The following is a 19,441-nucleotide window of genomic DNA, read 5'->3' as shown; positions in this document are numbered from 1 at the left end:
CCGTTGGAAAATTTTGAATATCCTGATAGTGGCAATTTAGCATCCTTCATCGTTTTTGTTTATCTTGCCGTTCAGCATTGAAACGAAGAGTACGCTATGGAAACTGTGAACAAATCCTTAACGTTGCTGAAATGCACGTTCGCCACCTGGCCTGAGTACCACATGAGCCGGATAAGCTTTTCCGACTTCGAGTAAATGAAATCGGCTGGAAAGTTGATCTGATCGGGTTCACCGACCTTTTTTTCCCGGAAAAAGCTGGAAGCGGCTGACGTCTGAGCGTGAAGTGAGCTCAGTGCAAGTTGTTTGGAGTGTCCCTAAGATCAGTTCGCAGGGGCCGTCGCCGAGCAAACAAACCTAGCCCAATCAATCATCAGTGATCGACGTTTCTCTAAAAAATCGGAGCGAGAGTAAGCCCCTTCAGTCTGGTCACGCTCATCATGGGCCAGCGCCATTTCGCAAACCTCACGCGGGTAGTGAGTGCATTCTCCTGCCCAGTCTCGAAATGAGGATCGAAAGCCGTGTCGTGTGACATGGTCGTACTCCATCCCGTGTAGAAGTGTCCGTATGGCGTTTGCGTGCATGACCCCTGTCTTGCCCTGGCCTGGGAATAGATAAGAGGTTCCCCCAGCTCGCGGAATGCTCTGCACCAGCTTTACGACTTCGTCAGCGAGCGGGATTACGAATGCAACCCGCATCTTCATTCGCTCATCAGGCAGGCACCAAGTGCCAGCCTCAAGATCGAACTCATCCCAGCGTGCAAACCTCACCATGTGGGCACGTGCGCTGGTCATGATCAGCAGTTGAGCGGCAAAGGATGCTTGTGTGTTGTCCGCTTTGAGTTTGGCTATCAACGATGGCACGTCTTGCCACCGCAAAGCTTCAAAGTGCTCGCGCTTCCTAGCCTTCTTCTTTTCAGCACGACTCAACAGATTGTCTAAGTGACCACGCCAGCGAGCAGGGTTCTCGCCCTCTCGCAGGTTGCGTGCCTTGGCGGCGTCCAGAACCTGCTCAATCTGCCCACGTACCTCGTCGGCAGTTCTGGTCTTGGTGGCCCATATGGGTTGCAGCACCTTGAGCACCTGAGGCGTGCTGATTTCCTCGGCGGACAGTTTGCCAATTTGGGCAAACGCATACAGCTCCAGCTTCCGCAGCCAGCCTTTGCGCCACTTCTCCGACCAGGCGCCTCCGTGGGCCTCGCAGTATTCTTCCGCGAGCGTCTCGAACTTCAGCTGTTTTGCCTCGCTGGTGCGTTGGGCTTCGCGTTGAGCAGCACGTTCGATATCACGAGCGGCTAGAGGATCTACACCATTGCTTAATTGACTGCGCTTGGCGCTGGCTTCAAGCCTGGCTTTCTTGAGGCTCACTTCAGGGAATGAGCCCAAACCCATCTCCCTGCGCCGGCCTGCCAGTTGGAAGCGAAGTAGCCAGGATTTACGCCCGGTGGGTTTGACGACCAACCGTAGCCCGTCGCCATCTTCATAGGTGCCTGGTTCGGTCAGGTTTTCGACTTGTTTCGGATTCAGCTTACCCATTGGATTTCCCCTGTCGCCCCATTTGTCCCCCCACCTGTCCCCCCACTTGATCGTCGGATGAGGTCAAATGGCGTTGAACGCCATCGGACAGGGGAATGCCTGAAACGCACGGAATAGCAAGGCTATCAGGTGGATTCTCGGATGGGGTAGGATTATTTCGGACAATTAAAAAGCCGGCTTGTGGCCGGCTTCTCGGGGACTGGCTTGGTTTATTTTTGGTAAACCGCAACAGCCTTCAAAACGTACACCCGGATCTTGCGTCCGGCTGTGGGACTCGGCGAGAAAGTGATCTGCCGGGTCGTTGCGATCTGGGCCTTGGGAAGGGTCGATGCGCAAATGTGGGGCGTAGCATACTGATTTTTTTGGGGAATTCCCAGCTTGGTGTGTGGGGTAGAGCTGTCGGGTATGTCTTGGGCCATGGGGTAGACGTGGATTTCGAGGGTGAATGTTCCGCCGCTTTCGCTGCGGAGCGGCGGTCCGACAAGCCAGCTCCAGGGCCTGTGTGATGGCGCAGGGAGGGCCGCGGCATTACAGGAACGGCACCGGCGGCCTGCGTTTGTTCAGGGTTGACCACCAGAATACCCAGCCCAATACCCTGATGTTCTGCTCTTCGATTTGCGCGGCCCTGAAGATCTCATCCGGGTATTCGGCGCTGTTGTGGCTGCGCATGCGTAGCGCGTTGCCGGGAATCCGATGCAGGTATTTGATCCGCAACATGCCGTCATGCTCGATGGCGTAAATCTCGCCATCGATGATTTGCGTGAGCCCGCGGTCGATGGCGAGGAGGGAGCCGTCTTCAATCTTTTCGGCCATGCTGTTGCCGATCATGCGCGCGCAGATGGCGTCGGCGTGGTTGATTTCCAGGGAGTCGAGATCGCTGCGAGGCAGGCGAATGGATTGGCTGTGGTCTTTTATGATTTGGGTTTTGTGGGGGCCGGGCGTGATGGCTATTTCTTTATAGAAGGGCAGTTCGACATCGGTCGGCTCGATGACTCTGTAGGTGCCGCGGATAGCCTGGGCGTCGAAGGTATTGCCGGACTCGTCGAGCAGACGCAGTTCCTTGGGGTCTTTCGGGCCTTCGCCGGTTTTCAGCCACTGACTGTTCACGGACAGTTTTCTGGCGACTTCTTCCATGCAGTGGGCGGGTACACCTCGGGCGTACCAGTTGTGGACGTTTTGCGGCGCCGTGTCCAGGAATTCGGCGAATCCTGTCGTCGTAATGTTCGCCGCTTCGAGGAGCGCTTTAAACCGTGGACCGCTAGTGTTCTTTTTCATAAACGCGAGTCTACTGGCGCCGGGTGGGGCTTTGAATAAACGAACTGTTCAAATTGCGCGGGAAATTTAGACTGGATGTAAGACGTGTTTGGGGAAAATTAAACAATAAAACCCATGCTTGCGGATTTTTATACGGTACGTTTAAACAGGGTTTTTCAGGCGCCCACAAAAAACCCCGGATCAACCGGGGTTTTTTTGCAGCTTGCAGCTAAACGCTGCCAGCTGGCTTTAGCCTTTGTAGGCCGCAACCGACTTCATGATCTCGGTGCGAGCGGCTTCTGCGTCGCCCCAGCCTTCGATCTTCACCCATTTGCCTTTTTCGAGGTCTTTGTAGTTCTCGAAGAAGTGCTTGATCTGTTCCAGCAGCAGAGGAGGCAGATCGGTGTATTCCTTCACGTCGACGTACAGCTGGGACAGCTTGTCGTGTGGGACTGCGATGACTTTGGCATCGCCGCCGCCGTCGTCGGTCATGTGCAGGATGCCGACCGGACGGGCGCGGATCACCGAGCCTGGAGCAACCGGGTAAGGGGTCACGACCAGCACGTCGAGGGGGTCGCCGTCGTCGGCCAGGGTGTTCGGGATGAAACCGTAGTTGGCCGGGTAGAACATCGGGGTGGCCATGAAACGGTCAACGAACAGGCAATCGCTGTCTTTGTCGATTTCGTACTTGATCGGCGCGTGGTTGGCCGGGATCTCGATCGCGACGTAGATGTCGTTCGGCAGGTCTTTGCCAGCCGGAATCTTGCTGTAGCTCATTGGGCGGTGCCCCCGTTAGTTGACCAAAAACACTTGGCCGGATTGACCAAAAAGTGGCGGCGATTATAGGCATATTCCGCCACCGTTGCTATGTACTAGAGGTCGTAGAGACCTTAGTCGTGTGCCTGATAGACCGGGTTCTCGGCCAGAAGTTGCCGCAACCGGGCGAGCGGGTCCTGCCGGTAAAACAGCTTCAGCTGTTCATAAACCTCAGGATACGCCTCGTGCAGCAAGTCCGGGGCGCTGAAGAAGTATTCGCTGGTGACCGCGAAAAATTCGGCGGCGTTTTCCGCTGCGTACGGGTCGATGGCGGTTTCGGCGTCGGGGTTGCGCTCCAGTTGGCCGTCGAGGTCGTCGTAGGCCGCTTGCATGACCCTGGCCCAGTCGCTGACGCGCATGTCGGCGTGCAGCGGCGGCAGGCCGTTGGCGTCGCCGTTGAGCATGTCGAGTTTGTGCGCGAGTTCGTGGATCACCAGGTTGTAGCCTTCCCAGCCGCCGCTGGCCATGACGCCAGGCCAGGCGAGGATGACCGGGCCTTGTTGCCAGGCCTCGCCGCTGTGTTCGCCGTCCCACTCGTGTTCGACGCCGCTGGCGTCACGATGGCGTTGGGGGCTGAGGAAGTCGTCGGGGTACAGGACGATTTCGTGGAAGCCTTGATACCAGTTCAGGTCGCCCAGATGCATCAACGGCAGTTGCGCCTGGGCGGCAAGCAGCAGGTGTTGCTCCTGGTGAAGTTCGACGCCGGGCAGGGCGGTGAGGTGTTTGTCGTCGAGAAACAGCACGCAGGCTTCGCGCAGCCATTGGTCTTCGGCGGCGCTGATGCCATCGAGAAAACTCAGGTGATGGCGCACCCGCTGCCACATGTCATCGGCAATCGGGTGCTTGCCCAGTATGCGCCGGCGACGCCAGGCGCTCAGTGACCACATGCCGGGTCAGCGCGGGTGGGCTTTGGACGCGGCGTTGCCGAAGCGGCTGCGGACGACGCCGATGATCATCGGTACCAGCGACAGCAGGATGATGCCGACCACCAGCAGCGACAGGTTTTGCTTGATGAAGGGTACGTTGCCGAAGAAGTAACCGAGGGTGACCAGGCCACCGACCCACAGGATGGTGCCGAGGACGCTGAAGCCAAAGAAACGCGGGTAAGGCATTTTCGCCACACCGGCGACGAACGGCGCAAAGGTGCGGATGATTGGCAGGAAGCGCGCCAGAGTCACGGTTTTGCCGCCGTGCTTGTCATAGAAGTCATGGGTTTGTTGCAGGTAATCGCGACGGAAGATCTTCGAGTTCGGGTTACTGAACAGCTTTTCTCCCGCCGTTCGTCCGATCACGTAGTTGGTACTGTCGCCGAGGATCGCCGCCAACATCAGCAAGCCGCCCAGCAGCACCGGATCCATGCCGCCCCCGGCCGCGACCGCGCCAGCGATGAACAGCAGGGAGTCGCCCGGCAGGAATGGCATCACCACCAGGCCGGTCTCGCAGAAGATCACCAGAAACAGGATGGCGTAGATCCATGGCCCGTAGTTATTCACCAGCAAGTCGAGGTAAACGTCGAGATGCAGGATAAGGTCGAGCGGGTTGAAATCCATGGAGGGCACCTGTGGTATCGGCCCGACTCGGCAGGCCTGTGCGGATGACTTCGCGAAAGCCTACAAACGGGAGTAGTTTTTCTTACAAGCCGGAAAGGTCAGCATTATACGGGCAGAGGGGTGAAAAGCGCGTCGAGTTTGTAGCGGGGGATTTCGCGAAAGACGGGCGGGGGATGCGGTATTTTTTTTGCGGGAGCAAGCTTGCTCCGGGCGGCGTTCCGACGATGCATCCGAGAACGCTGCGGAGTATCAGGCTTGCAGCGTTATCGTTGACGAACATCGCGAGCGTCGACCGGCTGCTCCTGCAGGGGATCGAGGTACATCCGCAGAAACAGGTTGGCTGTCAGGGCGTCTTCGCTGCGGTGCGGCGATCCGACAAGCCAGCACCTACACGGTCATCTGGTGTGGATCAGAGTTCGTCGCTGATCGGCAACACGTAGTTCTTGAACTCGGTGTCTTCCTTGAACCCTATGGATTCGTAGGTTTTCTGCGCCACTTCGTTGTTGCTGCTGGTGGACACACGCATGCGCACGGCATTGGTTTCCTTGGCCATTTTCTTCGCCGTACGAATCAGATTGTCGGCTACCAGCTGACGGCGGGCATCTTCGGTGACGTAGATGTCGTTGAGAATCCACACGCGCTTGAGCGACAGCGACGAAAAGCTTGGGTACAACTGACAGAAACCCAGCAGTCGGTTGCTATCGTCATCGGCCAGGGCCAGATAGATCACCGATTCCTTGCGACGCAGGCGTTTTTCGAGGAACGCCCGGGACGAGTCCGGATACGCCAGCGAGCCATAAAACTCGCGATATTTGACGAATAAGGGGGTCAACAGGTCCAGGTGTTCGAGGGTCGCTTGAATAATCCGCATGGTAGGTCTCGTCTTCAAGTGGCTGTCTTACGCGATGACGGCGATGGGAAACCCCTGGCGGCCGTGCTTCGATCCTGCCTCAAACCGGAATGGAAATGCAATGCAGAAACGGTTCAGGCATCCGGCGGACTCAGTAGGAAATTACCTTTCATGTCCGTTCCTGCTTCTGACTCCAACGTATGAACCTGGGCCTCGTCCTTGAGATTGACCCCCGACAACTGGCGCCGGCAGGCTTCGCGCATCAAATAAAACAATCGATGTGCCGCCATGCCGTAACTCAGGCCCTCAAGTCGCACGTTGGAGATGCAATTGCGATAAGCATCCGTCAGGCCGATCTTTGGATTGTAGGTGAAATACAATCCGAGGCTGTCGGGCGAACTCAGGCCAGGGCGTTCGCCGATCAGGATGACGACCATCTTGGCCCCCAACAACTCACCGATCTCGTCGGCCACGGCCACCCGGCCTTGCTCGACCAGCACCACGGGTGACACCGACCAGCCCTCAGCTTCGATCTGTTCTTCCATCCGTGTCAGAAATGGCACGGTGTGGCGATGAACGGCCAGGGCCGACAAGCCATCGGCGACGACGATGACCAGATCGACGCCGCCGGGTTTGGCCGCAGCGTATTCGCGCAGGCTCTGCGCCGACGCATCACTCAATTTTCGCCCCAGGTCGGGGCGCTGCAAGTAACTGTTTCGGTCCGTTGCCGCGCTGTGCAGCAACAGGCTTTCACGTCCGCGTGCCGCCAGTTGCGTACCGAGCGCGGCATGGTCGAACGGCAAGTGCACCGCATCCCGGGCCTGGGCGTGGGCGTATTGGAAATCCAGCTGTGCTGTGGTTGGCATGCTGGTGCCGGTGCGACCCAAGGCAATCCGCGCGGGCGTCAGGCGGCGTAGCTCCAGTAACGGGTTTTGCTGATCAACAGGTGGTTTATCCATTACGACACTCATCCCAGTTGCGCCATGGCCTGGCGGAAGGCCGGCGGCAGGTTGTCGCCGAAGAGAATCTTGCCGTCCGCCTGGGTGAAGATACCCATGTTTGCCAGCCATTTTTCGAACTCCGGCGCCGGTTTCAGCCCCAGGGTCTGGCGAGCGTAGAGTGCATCGTGGAACGACGTGGTCTGGTAGTTGAGCATGATGTCGTCGGAACCGGGGATGCCCATGATGAAATTGATCCCGGCCACACCCAACAGGGTCAGCAGGGTGTCCATGTCATCCTGATCGGCTTCGGCGTGGTTGGTGTAGCAGATGTCGCAGCCCATCGGTACGCCCAGGAGCTTGCCGCAGAAGTGGTCTTCGAGGCCGGCGCGGATGATTTGTTTACCGTTGTAGAGGTATTCCGGGCCGATGAAGCCGACGACGGTGTTCACCAGGAACGGTTTGAAATGGCGTGCGACGGCGTAGGCGCGCGTCTCACAGGTCTGCTGATCGATGCCGTGGTGGGCATTGGCCGACAGGGCGCTGCCCTGGCCGGTCTCGAAATACATCAGGTTCTGGCCCAGGGTGCCGCGGTTCAGGCTCAGCCCGGCGTCGTAGCCTTCCTGCAAGACGTTGAGGTTGATGCCGAAGCTGGCGTTGGCCGCCTCGGTTCCGGCGATCGACTGGAAGACCAGGTCCAGCGGCACACCGCGATTGATGGCTTCGATCGAGGTGGTGACGTGGGTCAGCACGCAGGCTTGAGTGGGTATCTCATAGCGTTGGATGATGGCATCGAGCATTTCCAGCATGGCGCAGATGGAGGTGATGCTGTCAGTGGCCGGGTTGATGCCGATCATCGCATCGCCATTGCCGTACAGCAGGCCGTCGAGAATGCTCGCGGCGATGCCGGCGGGTTCGTCGGTAGGGTGGTTCGGTTGCAGGCGTGTGGATAACCGGCCTCGCAGGCCCAGCGTGCCGCGGAATCGGGTGACCACGCGGATTTTCTGCGCCACCAGCACCAGATCCTGCACGCGCATGATTTTCGACACGGCGGCGGCCATTTCCGGAGTCAGGCCGGGGGCAAGGGCGCGCAGGCTGTGTTCGTCGGCGGCATCGCTGAGCAGCCAGTCGCGAAAACCGCCGACGGTGAGGTGGCTGACTACCGCGAACGCCTGTTTGTCGTGGGTGTCGATGATCAGCCGGGTGACTTCATCGGATTCGTAGGGAACCAGTACTTCCTGCAGGAAGTGGGAGAGCGGGATATTCGCCAGCGCCATTTGCGCGGCCACCCGTTCACCATCGTTGAGTGCCGCGACACCCGCCAGAAAGTCCCCGGAGCGCGCCGGACTGGCCTTGGCCATGACTTCCTTGAGGCCGTCGAAGCGGTAGGTGTGGCCACCGACAGTGTGAGCAAAACTAGCCATAAAGATTCTCCATGACGGCGCAGATGGGTGGCTGCGCCGTAATTTGCGGCCGTTAGTGCAGCGCTTTTTCGGCGTTCTGAATGGCCGCGAATTCTTCTTCGGGCGTGCCTGCTACCAAATGATGCCGGCTGTAGAACGCGAAGTAAGCAATTAACACTCCATAGATGATCGCAGCGCCAATCACCACGCGCGGATCCACCAGGAAGCCCGCCACCACGGCGATGCAAGCCAGCACCAGCGCGACGCCCGAGGTGAAGATACCGCCTGGCGTGCGGTATGGACGATCCATTTTGGGGCGCCGAATGCGCAGCGTGATGTGCGCCGCCATCATCAAGACGTAGGAAATGGTCGCACCGAACACCGCCACCAGGATTAGCAGGTCACCCTGACCGGTCAGCGACAGCCCGAACCCGATGATGCCAGGAATGATCAACGCCAGTACGGGGGCCTTGCTCTTGTTGGTTTGCGACAGTTTGCGCGGCAGGTAGCCGGCGCGGGACAGCGCGAAAATCTGCCGCGAGTAGGCGTAGATAATGGAGAAGAAACTGGCGATCAGCCCGGCCAGGCCCACCAGATTGACGAAATGGCCCATCCAGGTCGAGCCGCCATAGGCTTTGCTCAGTGCTTCGACCAATGGGTTGCCCGAGGTCACCAGGGCCTGGGCACCTGCACCGCCTGGGCCGATCACCAGAATCAGCAGGGCGAAGCTAACCAGTACCAGCATGGCGCCAATCAGCCCGCGGGGCAGGTCGCGCTTCGGGTTTTTGGTTTCTTCTGCCGCCAGTGGCACGCCTTCGACTGCCAGGAAGAACCAGATGGCATAGGGAATGGCTGCCCAGACGCCGACATAGCCGAAAGGCAGGAAACTGCTGGCGCCCTTGGCATCGGTGACCGGGATGTCCAGCAGGTTGGCGACGCTGAAGTGCGGCACCATGCTCACCAGAAACACCCCCAATGCCAGGGCTGCGACGGCGGTGATGCCGAACATCAGTTTCAGGGCTTCACCGACGCCGAAAATATGGATGGCAATAAAGATGATGTAGAACGCCAGGTAGATCATCCAGCCGCCGATGCCGAACAGGGATTCGCAATAGGCGCCGATAAACACCGCGATCGCCGCTGGTGCGATGGCGTATTCGATCAGGATCGCGGTGCCGGTCAAGAACCCGCCCCAAGGGCCGAACGCACTGCGGGCAAACCCGTAGCCTCCGCCTGCGGTCGGGATCATGGAAGACAGTTCAGCCAGGGAAAAGCACATGCACAGGTACATGGTCGCCATCAGCAGCGTGGCGAGAAACATGCCGCCCCAGCCACCCTGGGCCAGGCCGAAGTTCCACCCGGCGTAGTCGCCGGAGATGACGTAGGCCACGCCGAGGCCGACCAGCAGGACCCAGCCTGCTGCACCTTTTTTCAGTTCGCGTTGCTGGAAATAATCGGAGCCGACTTTTTCAAAGTCGACAGAGGAGGTAGCCGGCTGCACGCTGGCTTGATCGCTAGGCATAGGGTTCACCTGTTCTTATTCTTTTGACCGGCGCGATGGCCGGGTTGGCGCGAAGGCCTGATAGACCCGTGTAGGAGCGAACCTGCTCGCGAAGGACGAGAGGGCGCCGCGTACATCCAGGCGGCCCCCGTCTTCGTTCACGTCCATCGTCGGAACGCCGCCCGGAGCAAGCTCGCTCCTACAAGGGTTTTGCGGTGTTCCTGCCGGTTAGAAGAAGCCCAGCGGGTTGATGTCGTAGCTCACCAGCAGGTTTTTGGTCTGCTGATAATGGTCGAGCATCATCTTGTGGGTTTCACGGCCGACGCCGGACTTCTTGTAGCCACCGAACGCGGCATGCGCCGGGTACAGGTGGTAGCAGTTGGTCCACACACGACCGGCCTTGATCGCGCGGCCCATACGGTAGGCGCGGTTGATGTCGCGGGTCCACAGGCCGGCACCGAGGCCGAACTCGGTGTCGTTGGCGATGGCCAGGGCTTCGGCTTCGTCCTTGAAGGTGGTGATGCTCACCACCGGGCCAAAGATCTCTTCCTGGAACACGCGCATTTTGTTGGTGCCCTTGAGCAGGGTCGGCTGGATGTAGTACCCGGTCGCCAGATTGCCCTCGAGTTTTTCCACCTTGCCGCCGGTCAACAGCTCGGCGCCTTCGCCCTTGGCGATTTCCAGGTACGACAGGATCTTGTCGAATTGCTGCTCGGACGCCTGGGCGCCGACCATGGTGTCGGTGTCCAGCGGGTCGCCGCGTTTGATTTGCAGGACTTTGTTCATGACCACTTTCATGAACTCGTCGTAGATCGACTCCTGCACCAGGGCGCGGGAAGGGCAGGTGCAGACTTCGCCCTGGTTGAAGAACGCCAGCACCAGGCCTTCGGCGGCTTTTTCGATGAAGGACGGTTCGGCCTGCATGATGTCTTCGAAGAAGATGTTCGGCGATTTGCCACCCAGCTCCACGGTGGACGGAATGATGTTTTCAGCCGCGCATTTCATGATGTGCGAGCCAACCGGGGTCGAGCCGGTGAAGGCGATCTTGGCGATGCGCTTGCTGGTGGCCAGGGCTTCACCGGCTTCTTTGCCGAAGCCTTGCACCACGTTGAACACGCCAGGCGGCAGCAGGTCGCCGATCAGTTCCATCAGCACGGTAATGCCCAGCGGGGTTTGCTCGGCAGGCTTGAGCACCACGCAGTTGCCGGCGGCCAGGGCCGGGGCGAGTTTCCAGGCGGCCATCAGGATCGGGAAGTTCCACGGAATGATCTGCCCGACCACGCCCAGCGGTTCATGGATGTGATAGGCCACGGTGTTGCCATCGATCTCGGCGGCGCTGCCTTCCTGCGCACGGATGCAACCGGCGTAGTAGCGGAAGTGGTCGGCGGCCAGCGGGATGTCGGCGTTAAGGGTTTCGCGCACGGCTTTGCCGTTGTCCCAGGACTCGGTGATTGCCAGGAGTTCCAGGTTCTGTTCGATGCGGTCGGCGATTTTCAGCAGCACCAGCGAGCGCGCCTGGACGGACGTGGCGCCCCAGGCATCGGCAGCGGCGTGGGCAGCGTCCAGGGCTTTTTCGATGTCTTCGGCGCTGGAGCGCGGGAATTCGGCAATGGGTTGGCCATTCACTGGCGAGGTATTGGTGAAGTACTGACCTTTGACAGGCGCGACGAACTCGCCGCCGATGTAGTTACCGTATTTGCTCTTGAACGAAACGATAGCGCCTTCAGTACCGGGGTGAGCGTAACGCATGATAGTTCTCCTTGGCTTTTGTACTTATAAGGGAGCGCGCATGTGCGCCTGTTATAAGCGTAGAGCAAAGGTCGGGCCACTGCGCTGCAGCTCAGGTAAATCAAGGCCTTGCGCGATTTTTGTCGGACAGGCGGGCGCAGCCTGTGATGCTTCCGGTACAGTCCTTGTGACACTTTGTGCCGTTTATGGCACAGCTTGTGACCGTATGGTCTTGCCAGCATTGCAATGCAAGCTCGGCTGGAGGATGCTCGGTTGCGCTGTAAACCGCTCGGGGAGAACAATAAGAGATGCACGACAACCATTTGAGTCGTCATGCCCAGCAGGTCTTGACCGTTACTCAGGGGAAATCCCACCTGCAGGGGCCCGGCAGCGATCCCTCCATTGCCCGCTCCTGGCTGCGCTGTCTTGAGGACTACCACCTCGACCCGGCCCTGACCATGGCCCCGACGGTGCTGGAACATGGGCGTCTCCTGGAAAGTCGCGAACGCTTGCAGCAGGTGTTGCATATTGCCGGCAACGAAATGTCCAGCCTGCATCAGCAGCTCTCCGGCGCTGGACACGCAGTGCTGCTCACCGACGCCCGCGGGGTCATTCTCAATTGCATCACCGCGCCCGCCGAGCGGAAGATTTTCGAACGCGCCGGGCTTTGGCTGGGCGCCGACTGGAGCGAAGCCTGTGAAGGCACCAATGGTATCGGCACGTGCCTGGTGGAACGTCAGTCGCTGACCATCCACCAGGACGAACACTTTCGCGGTCGCCATACGGGCCTGACCTGCTCGGCAAGTCCGGTATTCGACCCTCATGGCGAACTGCTGGCGGTGCTCGACGTGTCCTCGGCGCGCCACGAAGTCTCGCGGCAGAGCCAGTTCCACACCATGGCCCTGGTCAACCTGTCGGCGAAGATGATCGAGAGCTGCTATTTCCTGCGGTATTTCGACAATCAATGGTTGCTGCGTTTTCATCTTCAGGCCGAATCGGTCGGCTTGTTCAGCGAAGGACTGCTGGCGTTCGACGGGGAAGGGCGCATCAGCGCTGTCAACCAGAGCGCGCTGAACCTGTTGGGGCATATCCGCGGTGGATTACTGGGCAAACCGGTCGAGGCGTTTTTCGATTGCTCCCTGGACGAACTGCTCGGCCGTGCGAGCGTCAACGCCAGCGCCAGTTGGCCGCTGCGCACCCGTGACGGGCGGAGTCTGTTTGCCTTGCTCCGAGGGCAGCCGCGCAGCATTCCGGTGCCGCTGGTGCGCAGTCCGACGGTGGCCGAGCGTCCCCGGCTGTCCGGGATCTGTCTGGGCGACACGGCGCTGCAGGACGATTTTCGCAAGTCCCTGCGAGTCTTCGAGCGTGACGTGCCATTGCTGATCAATGGCGAAACCGGGTCGGGCAAGGAGGCCTTCGCCAAGGCCGTGCACCACGCCAGTCAACGGGCCGATAAAGCCTTCGTCGCGCTCAACTGCGCGGCCATTCCCGAAAGCCTGATCGAGAGCGAGCTGTTTGGCTACCGCGGCGGCAGTTTCACCGGGGCGCGCAAGGAGGGCATGCGCGGCAAGTTGCAGCAGGCCGATGGCGGTACCCTGTTTCTCGATGAAATCGGCGACATGCCGTTGGCGTTGCAGACCCGGCTGTTAAGGGTGCTGGAAGATCGTCAAGTGGTACCGATTGGCGGCGAACCGGAGTCGGTCAATGTCCGAATCATCAGTGCCACTCACCGCAATCTGTTGGAACGGGTGCAGGACGGCAGCTTCCGCGAAGATCTGTATTACCGGCTGAACGGGCTGGAAGTGGCACTGCCGGCGTTGCGCGAGCGCAGCGACAAGTCCCAATTGCTCGATTTTTTGCTGGCCGAAGAGGGGGGCGGTGAGACGGTGATCATCGACGCGCCGGCACGGCAGGCGTTGCTGGATTTTGCCTGGCCGGGGAATGTGCGGCAGTTGCGCAATGTACTGCGTACGTTGGCGGCGTTGTGTGACGGCGGGCGAATCGGCTTGGAGGATTTGCCAGCAATGATTCGTCAGGCTCGGCCGGCGCAGGTGACGGCCGTCGAAGCGCCATCCGAGTTTCCGCTGGATGATGCCGAGCGGCTGGCGCTGCTCAATGCGCTGGAGCAGACACGGTGGCATATGACCCACACGGCTGAACAGCTGGGTGTGAGCCGCAATACCCTCTATAGAAAGCTGCGTAAACACGGCATCGCCCGGTAAATGCGCCGACCCCCTGTAGGAGCGTGGCTTGCCCGCGAAGGGGGCCTCGATGCCGCCAAAAGCTTCGCGGGCAAGCCACGCTCCTACAGGGCTGTGGCGGTCCAGTCTGAAACACAAGGTGCGAATTTACCTATCCTGGGCTAACCTGCGGCCATGTTTTACGAGGTCGACTATGCACATTCATATTCTTGGTATCTGCGGTACTTTCATGGGTTCGATGGCGGTTCTGGCCAAAGAGCTGGGCCACCACGTGACGGGCTCCGATGCCAACGTCTATCCGCCGATGAGCACTCAGCTCGAGGCGCAGGGCATTGAGTTGACCCAAGGCTACGACCCGGCGCAGCTCGATCCGGCACCGGACCTGGTGGTGGTCGGCAACGCCATGTCCCGGGGCAACCCTGCCGTCGAATACGTGCTGAACAAAGGCCTGCCCTACGTCTCCGGCCCGCAATGGCTGGCGGATCACGTCCTGCAAGGCCGCTGGGTGCTGGCCGTTGCCGGTACTCACGGCAAGACCACCACCAGCAGCATGCTCGCCTGGGTGCTGGAACATGCGGGCATGAGCCCGGGCTTCCTGATTGGCGGCGTGCCGCAGAACTTCTCGGTGTCGGCGCGTCTGGGTGACACGCCCTTCTTCGTCATCGAAGCCGACGAATACGATAGCGCCTTCTTCGACAAGCGTTCCAAGTTCGTCCACTACCGCCCGCGTACCGCGATCCTGAACAACCTGGAATACGATCACGCCGACATCTTCCCCGATCTCCCGGCCATCGAGCGGCAGTTCCACCATTTGGTGCGGACCATCCCGAGCGAAGGCCTGGTGATTCATCCAACCACCGAGCCTGCCTTGCAGCGCGTCATTGAAATGGGCTGCTGGACTCCGGTACAAACCACCGGAGCTGGTGGGCAGTGGCAGGTCAAGTTGCTCAGCGAAGATGGTTCTGCATTCGAAGTGATGTTCGAGGGCGTCGCCCAAGGCGTGGTCGAGTGGGACATGACCGGCCAGCACAACGTTGCCAACGCCCTTGCTACTTTGGCTGCGGCGCGTCACGTCGGCGTTGTACCGTCCATGGCCATCGCCGCATTGAGTGCCTTCAAAAGCGTGAAACGCCGGATGGAGATCGTCGCGCAGGTGCGTGGCATCACCATTTACGATGACTTCGCTCATCACCCGACCGCCATCGCCACCACCCTCGACGGCCTGCGCAAGCGCATCGGCGACGCGCCACTGATCGCGATCATCGAGCCGCGCTCCAACTCGATGAAGCTCGGCGCTCACCGCGATGGTTTGCCGGAAAGCGTGGTCGATGCCGACCAGGTGATTTGGTACGCGCCGGCCAACCTTGGCTGGGACCTGGGCGCAACCGCCGCGTTGTGCACCGTGCCGTCGATCGTCAGCGATTCGCTGGAAGGTATCATCGAGCGCGTGAAGAGCCAGGCCCAGCCCGGCACCCACGTGGTGATCATGAGCAACGGCGGCTTCGGCGGCCTGCACGGCAAACTCGCCGAGGCGCTGCAATGAACAATGGCCCGGAACGCATCACGCTGGCGATGACCGGCGCTTCGGGCGCCCAGTATGGTTTACGCCTGCTGGACTGTCTGATTCGCGAAGACCGCGAGGTGCACTTCCTGATCTCCAAGGCGGCGCAACTGGTGATGGCCACCGAGACCGACGTTACGTTGCCTCCCAAGACGCAAATGATGCAGGCCTTCCTCACCGAATACACCGGCGCGGCCGCCGGGCAGATTCGGGTGTACGGCAAGGAAGACTGGATGTCGCCGGTGGCCTCGGGCTCCGGCGCGCCGGCGGCGATGGTGGTGGTGCCGTGTTCCACCGGGACCTTGTCGGCCATTGCGACGGGGGCCTGCAACAACCTGATCGAGCGTGCCGCCGACGTCACGTTGAAGGAGCGTCGCCAGTTGATCCTGGTGCCGCGCGAGGCGCCGTATTCGAGCATTCATCTGGAGCACATGCTCAAGTTGTCGAACATGGGCGTGACGATTCTGCCGGCATCGCCGGGCTTCTATCATCAGCCGCAAACGATCGATGACCTGATCGACTTCGTCGTGGCGCGGATTCTCAACCTGTTGAACATTCCCCAGGACATGCTGCCGCGTTGGGGCGAGCACCATCTGAGCAGCGATGAATAAGCTGCTGGTGATGGTGCTGGCGTTGCAACTGGCGGGCTGCGCCACGGTGCGCACGCTGGATGCCGCCAAACCGGGGGCGCCGGTGGTGTATTCGGGGACTCGACTGGATTTGTATGCCATGAATGGCGGTTGCTGCGCCATGGACCGTTTTGGCGCAGAAGCGCCGGCCTACCCAGGCATCGACCTGCCGGCCAGCGCCTTGCTTGATACATTGTTGTTGCCGTTGTCGCTGTTGACAGTGATAGGAGTCAGTTTTCAGGCGACTGGCGGGTTGTAGCGTTCGGCTTTGGATCGGCGTCGCGCCCTTCGCGGGCAAGCCTCGCTCCTACAAGCGAAGGCGTCATTTCAGACGCCACATGACTACTTGCCTAGCTTGCGCAACTCATCCGACTCGACAATCCGCAATCCATCCTGCTCTTCCAGCGCCAGTCGCCACATGGCGCGAGCCAGTTGACAGGCTTCGATGCCGCGATATTTGCCGGGGATCAAGCGGGACAAGGGCCCAACGAACTGCTCGGCCATACGCGGTTCGATGCGTTCGCCCAGTAGCAACGATGGTCGGCAAATGGTCAGCTGCGGCCAGTCCTGCGCGCGCAATGCGTATTCCATCTCGCCTTTGACCCGGTTGTAGAAAATCGGGGATCTGCGATCGGCCCCCAAGGCACTGATGACGATCAGGTGCCGCGCCCCCATCTCCCGTGCACGCTTGGCGAACGCCACCACCATGTCCAGATCCACCGCACGAAACGCCTGTTCCGAGCCGGCCTGCTTGATCGTGGTGCCGAGGCAGCAGTAGGCGATGTCGACGCGGCCGTTCAATTGCGGCAGAAACGCCGCGGGATCGCCGACCGGATTTTCCAGATGAGGGTGCTCGGCCAATGGCCGGCGTGATGGCGCCAATACTCGCGTAATCGTGGGCTCATTGAGCAAACGGTCGAGAAGATGTTCACCGGTCAAACCGGTAGCTCCGGCAAGCAATACGTGCTGAGGCGTCAAGTACATAGTGTTTCCCCCTTGATACTATTCAGCTTAGTTGCTCTTTGCATCCTTGCCGGGGATAGAGGCACTTTGCAATGCCTTTCGTGCTTGCTGTTTGCGCAGCAGTTGCCAGTGGGATAGCACGGTTTTTGGCGCCCAGATCTGTGGCTCGGAGGCTTCGAAGCTGTCTGCCAGTTCGCGCTCGGCCACGGTGGCACTGGCCAGCTTGAAGGCGTGTTCCAGGTCGTCGGTCTGGTTCAGCGCCTGAGCGAACAAGGCATCGCCAAAATAAGTGAAGTTGGCTTGTTCAGAGCAGCCGAAGGACACCCGGTCGGCCCGCGAGGCCGTCATGACCAGGGTGCGTTCGTCTTTCAGGGCCGGGATGAAGCCGCCGGAGTAGCAGGATGAAATCACGATGATCTTGTCGCGATTCTTCAGCGGTGCCAGGACAGCAGCGAGTTCGTCGGCCGGCAGATCGGACAGTTCCATACGCGGCTGGTCGAGCACCAGTTCATGTTCACTGGTGCCGTGGCTGGTCAGGTAAAGGAAAATCAAATCTTCCGGGCCGCTGCGCTCGGCCAGCGTGAGGGCGGCGCGGCGCAGGTTTTCCCGGGTGGCCATCGGTCGGTCGGCAAGGTGGTCGCGATGGTTGACCAGGCGGATCTGGCCAAAGGCGCCGAAACGGCTGGTAAGCATGTTACTGACGTAATCGGACTCGCGCAGGAACACGCTTTGCTTGCCGTCGCCACCCAGGGTCAGGGTGTACAGCTCGATCGCCGGGGTCGAGGCCGGTACGTTGGCCAGTGCGTCGGCGAGCAGGCGGCCCTGGGCCAGCAAGCCGAGCTCGAGCGGGTCGGGCAGTAACTTGCCGTCGGCATCGCGCACGCGCTGGCCGTTAATCCATGTACCGTTCTGCACCGTGCCATCGGTCAGCACCAGCGTGCCGTGACCGTTGTAATTGTCGACGTCGAACTGACCGATATAGAAGCTGCCATCGGGCAGGTTTAATCGGCCTTGGCCGGTAAAGCGCCAATCGTTGAACTGGCCGATATAATGGCTGCCATCGGCGCCGATCATCTCGCCCTTGCCGTTGAGCGAGCCTTCCTTGAACAGGCCGAGCCAGACATCGCCGTCGGCGTTCTCGTAGCGGCCCTTGCCGTGCAGTTGATTGTTCTTGAAACCGCCGACGTAGATGTCGCCATCGGCGCTGTTGAATGTCCCGTTGCCTTCCAGCTGACCGTCGACGAAGTGGCCGGTGAACTGATTGCCGCTGGCGTCGCCACGCTGGCCTTCGCCATTGGGTTTGCCATGGGCGAACTGGCCCTGATACGAGCTGCCGTCCTCTAGCTCCAGACGCCCGAGCCCCGAGTATTGATCGGCTTTGAATTCCCCGCGATAGGTCATGCCGTTTTCTTTGAGGGTGCCTTCGCCATCCCGGCGCCCGGCCTTGAAGCCGCCGGTATAACTGCTGCCACTGGTAGTCAGTTGTCCCTTGCCGTCGAACAGCCCTTGATTGAAGGACCCGCGATAGACTTCGCCGTTACTGCCGTGCCATTCGCCCAAGCCATGCCATTGGCCCTGGTCGAACCCGCCGGCATACCAGCTGCCGTTCGGATAGTCGACTCGGCCCTGGCCTTGCAGCAAGCCATTGACCAGATCGCCGCGATAGCGGCCACCGTCCGGCAGGCGGGCGTCGGGAGGCAACAGTGATTCGCCATCGCCGCAAGCGGTGAGCAACAGGGTCAAGGCAAGGAGTGCTAGTGGGCGCATAGCGGGATCCGGGCAATTAGGCGACCGAGTATGCCGCAGCTCTGTGCCCTTATATAGCCAGGAGAAAGCAGAGGGCGCGAAACAGCCTGAGCTGCTTCGCTTCCGGGATGGTTTACACGAAGCAGAGGGACAAGGGTTCAGCGATATACGCCGGTTTATCCGAGCCTTCGATTTCCAGAGTGGCGGTGGCCTTGAGCAGCCATTGGCCAGGTTTCTTCTCAATGACTTCAGTCAGTTCGACCTTGAGTCGCACTTTCGAATCGACCTTGACCGGCTGAATGAAACGCACGCTGTCGAGGCCGTAGTTGACCACCATCTTCAAGCCTTCAGGCATGACGAGGATGTCTTCCATCAGTTTGGGGATCAACGACAGTGACAGGAAACCGTGTGCAATGGTGCTGCCAAATGGCGTTTGCGCGGCTTTGACCGGGTCGACATGGATGAACTGATAGTCCCCTGTGGCTTCGGCGAACAGGTTGATACGCGCCTGATCGATGGTGAGCCATTCGGAACGTCCAAGTTCCTTGCCGACATAATCTTTGAGCTCTGCAACGGGAACATAGGGCATTGAGACTCTCCTTGGGTTCATCGGTTTTATAGTTTTGAGGTGGGGGGATTTGACCTCCCGGATTACCACTTTAGATCAACATGGCAAATGGCTCCGGTCAACTGTCCATGCTATTTGCGAATGCCGATCCATAGCGTCGGCATGCTTATAATGTTCGACCCGTCACTGCGGGTGACGGGT

General features: G+C 60.0%; 17 protein-coding genes. 4 read left to right on the top strand and 13 right to left on the bottom strand.

Annotation, left to right across the window (positions count from 1 at the left end; all coding sequences use genetic code 11):
- Positions 1-320 precede the first annotated feature (320 nt).
- The 10 genes from PMA3_RS26740 to exaC all read right to left on the bottom strand — a co-directional run bounded on the left by PMA3_RS26740 (position 321) and on the right by exaC (position 11,593).
- Positions 321-1,532: a tyrosine-type recombinase/integrase gene (locus PMA3_RS26740; protein WP_064679986.1), complete on the bottom strand. Its 1,212-nt coding sequence runs from the start codon at positions 1,530-1,532 to the stop codon at positions 321-323.
- Between the two features lie 528 nt (positions 1,533-2,060).
- Positions 2,061-2,807, bottom strand: coding sequence for a S24 family peptidase (locus PMA3_RS26735; RefSeq protein ID WP_064679985.1), 747 nt, complete (start codon positions 2,805-2,807; stop codon positions 2,061-2,063).
- A gap of 228 nt (positions 2,808-3,035) precedes the next feature.
- On the bottom strand, positions 3,036-3,563 hold the full coding sequence (ppa, locus tag PMA3_RS26730; protein ID WP_028620880.1) for an inorganic diphosphatase: 528 nt from the start codon (positions 3,561-3,563) through the stop codon (positions 3,036-3,038).
- 113 nt (positions 3,564-3,676) lie between these two features.
- Positions 3,677-4,489: a M90 family metallopeptidase gene (locus PMA3_RS26725; RefSeq protein ID WP_064679984.1), complete on the bottom strand. Its 813-nt coding sequence runs from the start codon at positions 4,487-4,489 to the stop codon at positions 3,677-3,679.
- Positions 4,490-4,495: 6 nt separating this feature from the next.
- On the bottom strand, positions 4,496-5,152 hold the full coding sequence (locus PMA3_RS26720; RefSeq protein ID WP_064679983.1) for a DedA family protein: 657 nt from the start codon (positions 5,150-5,152) through the stop codon (positions 4,496-4,498).
- A 409-nt stretch (positions 5,153-5,561) separates the two neighbouring features.
- Positions 5,562-6,023 carry a GNAT family N-acetyltransferase gene (locus PMA3_RS26715; RefSeq protein WP_064679982.1) on the bottom strand — a complete coding sequence of 154 codons (462 nt, stop codon included), beginning with the start codon at positions 6,021-6,023 and terminating at the stop codon, positions 5,562-5,564.
- Between the two features lie 113 nt (positions 6,024-6,136).
- The gene (gene eutC, locus PMA3_RS26710) at positions 6,137-6,961 is read right to left on the bottom strand and encodes an ethanolamine ammonia-lyase subunit EutC (protein ID WP_064679981.1); all 825 of its coding nucleotides are present in this window, start codon (positions 6,959-6,961) and stop codon (positions 6,137-6,139) included.
- A gap of 8 nt (positions 6,962-6,969) precedes the next feature.
- Positions 6,970-8,364 carry an ethanolamine ammonia-lyase subunit EutB gene (locus PMA3_RS26705; protein WP_064679980.1) on the bottom strand — a complete coding sequence of 465 codons (1,395 nt, stop codon included), beginning with the start codon at positions 8,362-8,364 and terminating at the stop codon, positions 6,970-6,972.
- Positions 8,365-8,416: 52 nt separating this feature from the next.
- Positions 8,417-9,865, bottom strand: coding sequence for an ethanolamine permease (eat, locus tag PMA3_RS26700; RefSeq protein ID WP_064679979.1), 1,449 nt, complete (start codon positions 9,863-9,865; stop codon positions 8,417-8,419).
- 207 nt (positions 9,866-10,072) lie between these two features.
- Positions 10,073-11,593, bottom strand: a complete 1,521-nt coding sequence (exaC, locus tag PMA3_RS26695) for an acetaldehyde dehydrogenase ExaC (RefSeq protein ID WP_064679978.1) — start codon at positions 11,591-11,593, stop codon at positions 10,073-10,075.
- A 287-nt stretch (positions 11,594-11,880) separates the two neighbouring features.
- Between exaC and PMA3_RS26690 the strand changes: the two genes are divergently transcribed.
- The 4 genes from PMA3_RS26690 to PMA3_RS26675 all read left to right on the top strand — a co-directional run bounded on the left by PMA3_RS26690 (position 11,881) and on the right by PMA3_RS26675 (position 16,222).
- Positions 11,881-13,794 carry a sigma-54-dependent Fis family transcriptional regulator gene (locus PMA3_RS26690; protein WP_064679977.1) on the top strand — a complete coding sequence of 638 codons (1,914 nt, stop codon included), beginning with the start codon at positions 11,881-11,883 and terminating at the stop codon, positions 13,792-13,794.
- 172 nt (positions 13,795-13,966) lie between these two features.
- Positions 13,967-15,316, top strand: a complete 1,350-nt coding sequence (gene mpl / locus PMA3_RS26685) for a UDP-N-acetylmuramate:L-alanyl-gamma-D-glutamyl-meso-diaminopimelate ligase (RefSeq protein ID WP_064679976.1) — start codon at positions 13,967-13,969, stop codon at positions 15,314-15,316.
- Positions 15,313-15,945, top strand: a complete 633-nt coding sequence (gene ubiX, locus PMA3_RS26680; RefSeq protein WP_064679975.1) for a flavin prenyltransferase UbiX — start codon at positions 15,313-15,315, stop codon at positions 15,943-15,945. The genes mpl and ubiX overlap by 4 nt, the downstream gene beginning before the upstream one ends.
- Positions 15,938-16,222, top strand: a complete 285-nt coding sequence (locus PMA3_RS26675) for a YceK/YidQ family lipoprotein (protein WP_064679974.1) — start codon at positions 15,938-15,940, stop codon at positions 16,220-16,222. Before ubiX ends, PMA3_RS26675 begins: the two co-directional genes overlap by 8 nt.
- 83 nt (positions 16,223-16,305) lie before the next feature.
- On the opposite strand, the gene PMA3_RS26670 is transcribed toward PMA3_RS26675, so the two are convergent.
- The 3 genes from PMA3_RS26670 to PMA3_RS26660 form a co-directional block, all read right to left on the bottom strand.
- On the bottom strand, positions 16,306-16,947 hold the full coding sequence (locus tag PMA3_RS26670) for an oxidoreductase (protein ID WP_064679973.1): 642 nt from the start codon (positions 16,945-16,947) through the stop codon (positions 16,306-16,308).
- Between the two features lie 27 nt (positions 16,948-16,974).
- Positions 16,975-18,693 (bottom strand): C13 family peptidase, encoded by a 1,719-nt coding sequence (locus PMA3_RS26665; protein ID WP_064679972.1) that lies wholly within the window; start codon positions 18,691-18,693, stop codon positions 16,975-16,977.
- A 112-nt stretch (positions 18,694-18,805) separates the two neighbouring features.
- Entirely contained in the window at positions 18,806-19,261 is a 456-nt protein-coding gene (locus tag PMA3_RS26660; protein ID WP_064679971.1) for a MaoC family dehydratase, read from the bottom strand.
- Positions 19,262-19,441 lie beyond the last annotated feature (180 nt).

The sequence above is a fragment of the Pseudomonas silesiensis genome (assembly GCF_001661075.1).
GTDB lineage: Bacteria > Pseudomonadota > Gammaproteobacteria > Pseudomonadales > Pseudomonadaceae > Aquipseudomonas > Aquipseudomonas silesiensis.
Note: the sequence above shows the minus strand (reverse complement) of the source record. Positions and strands in the feature narration are given on the sequence as shown.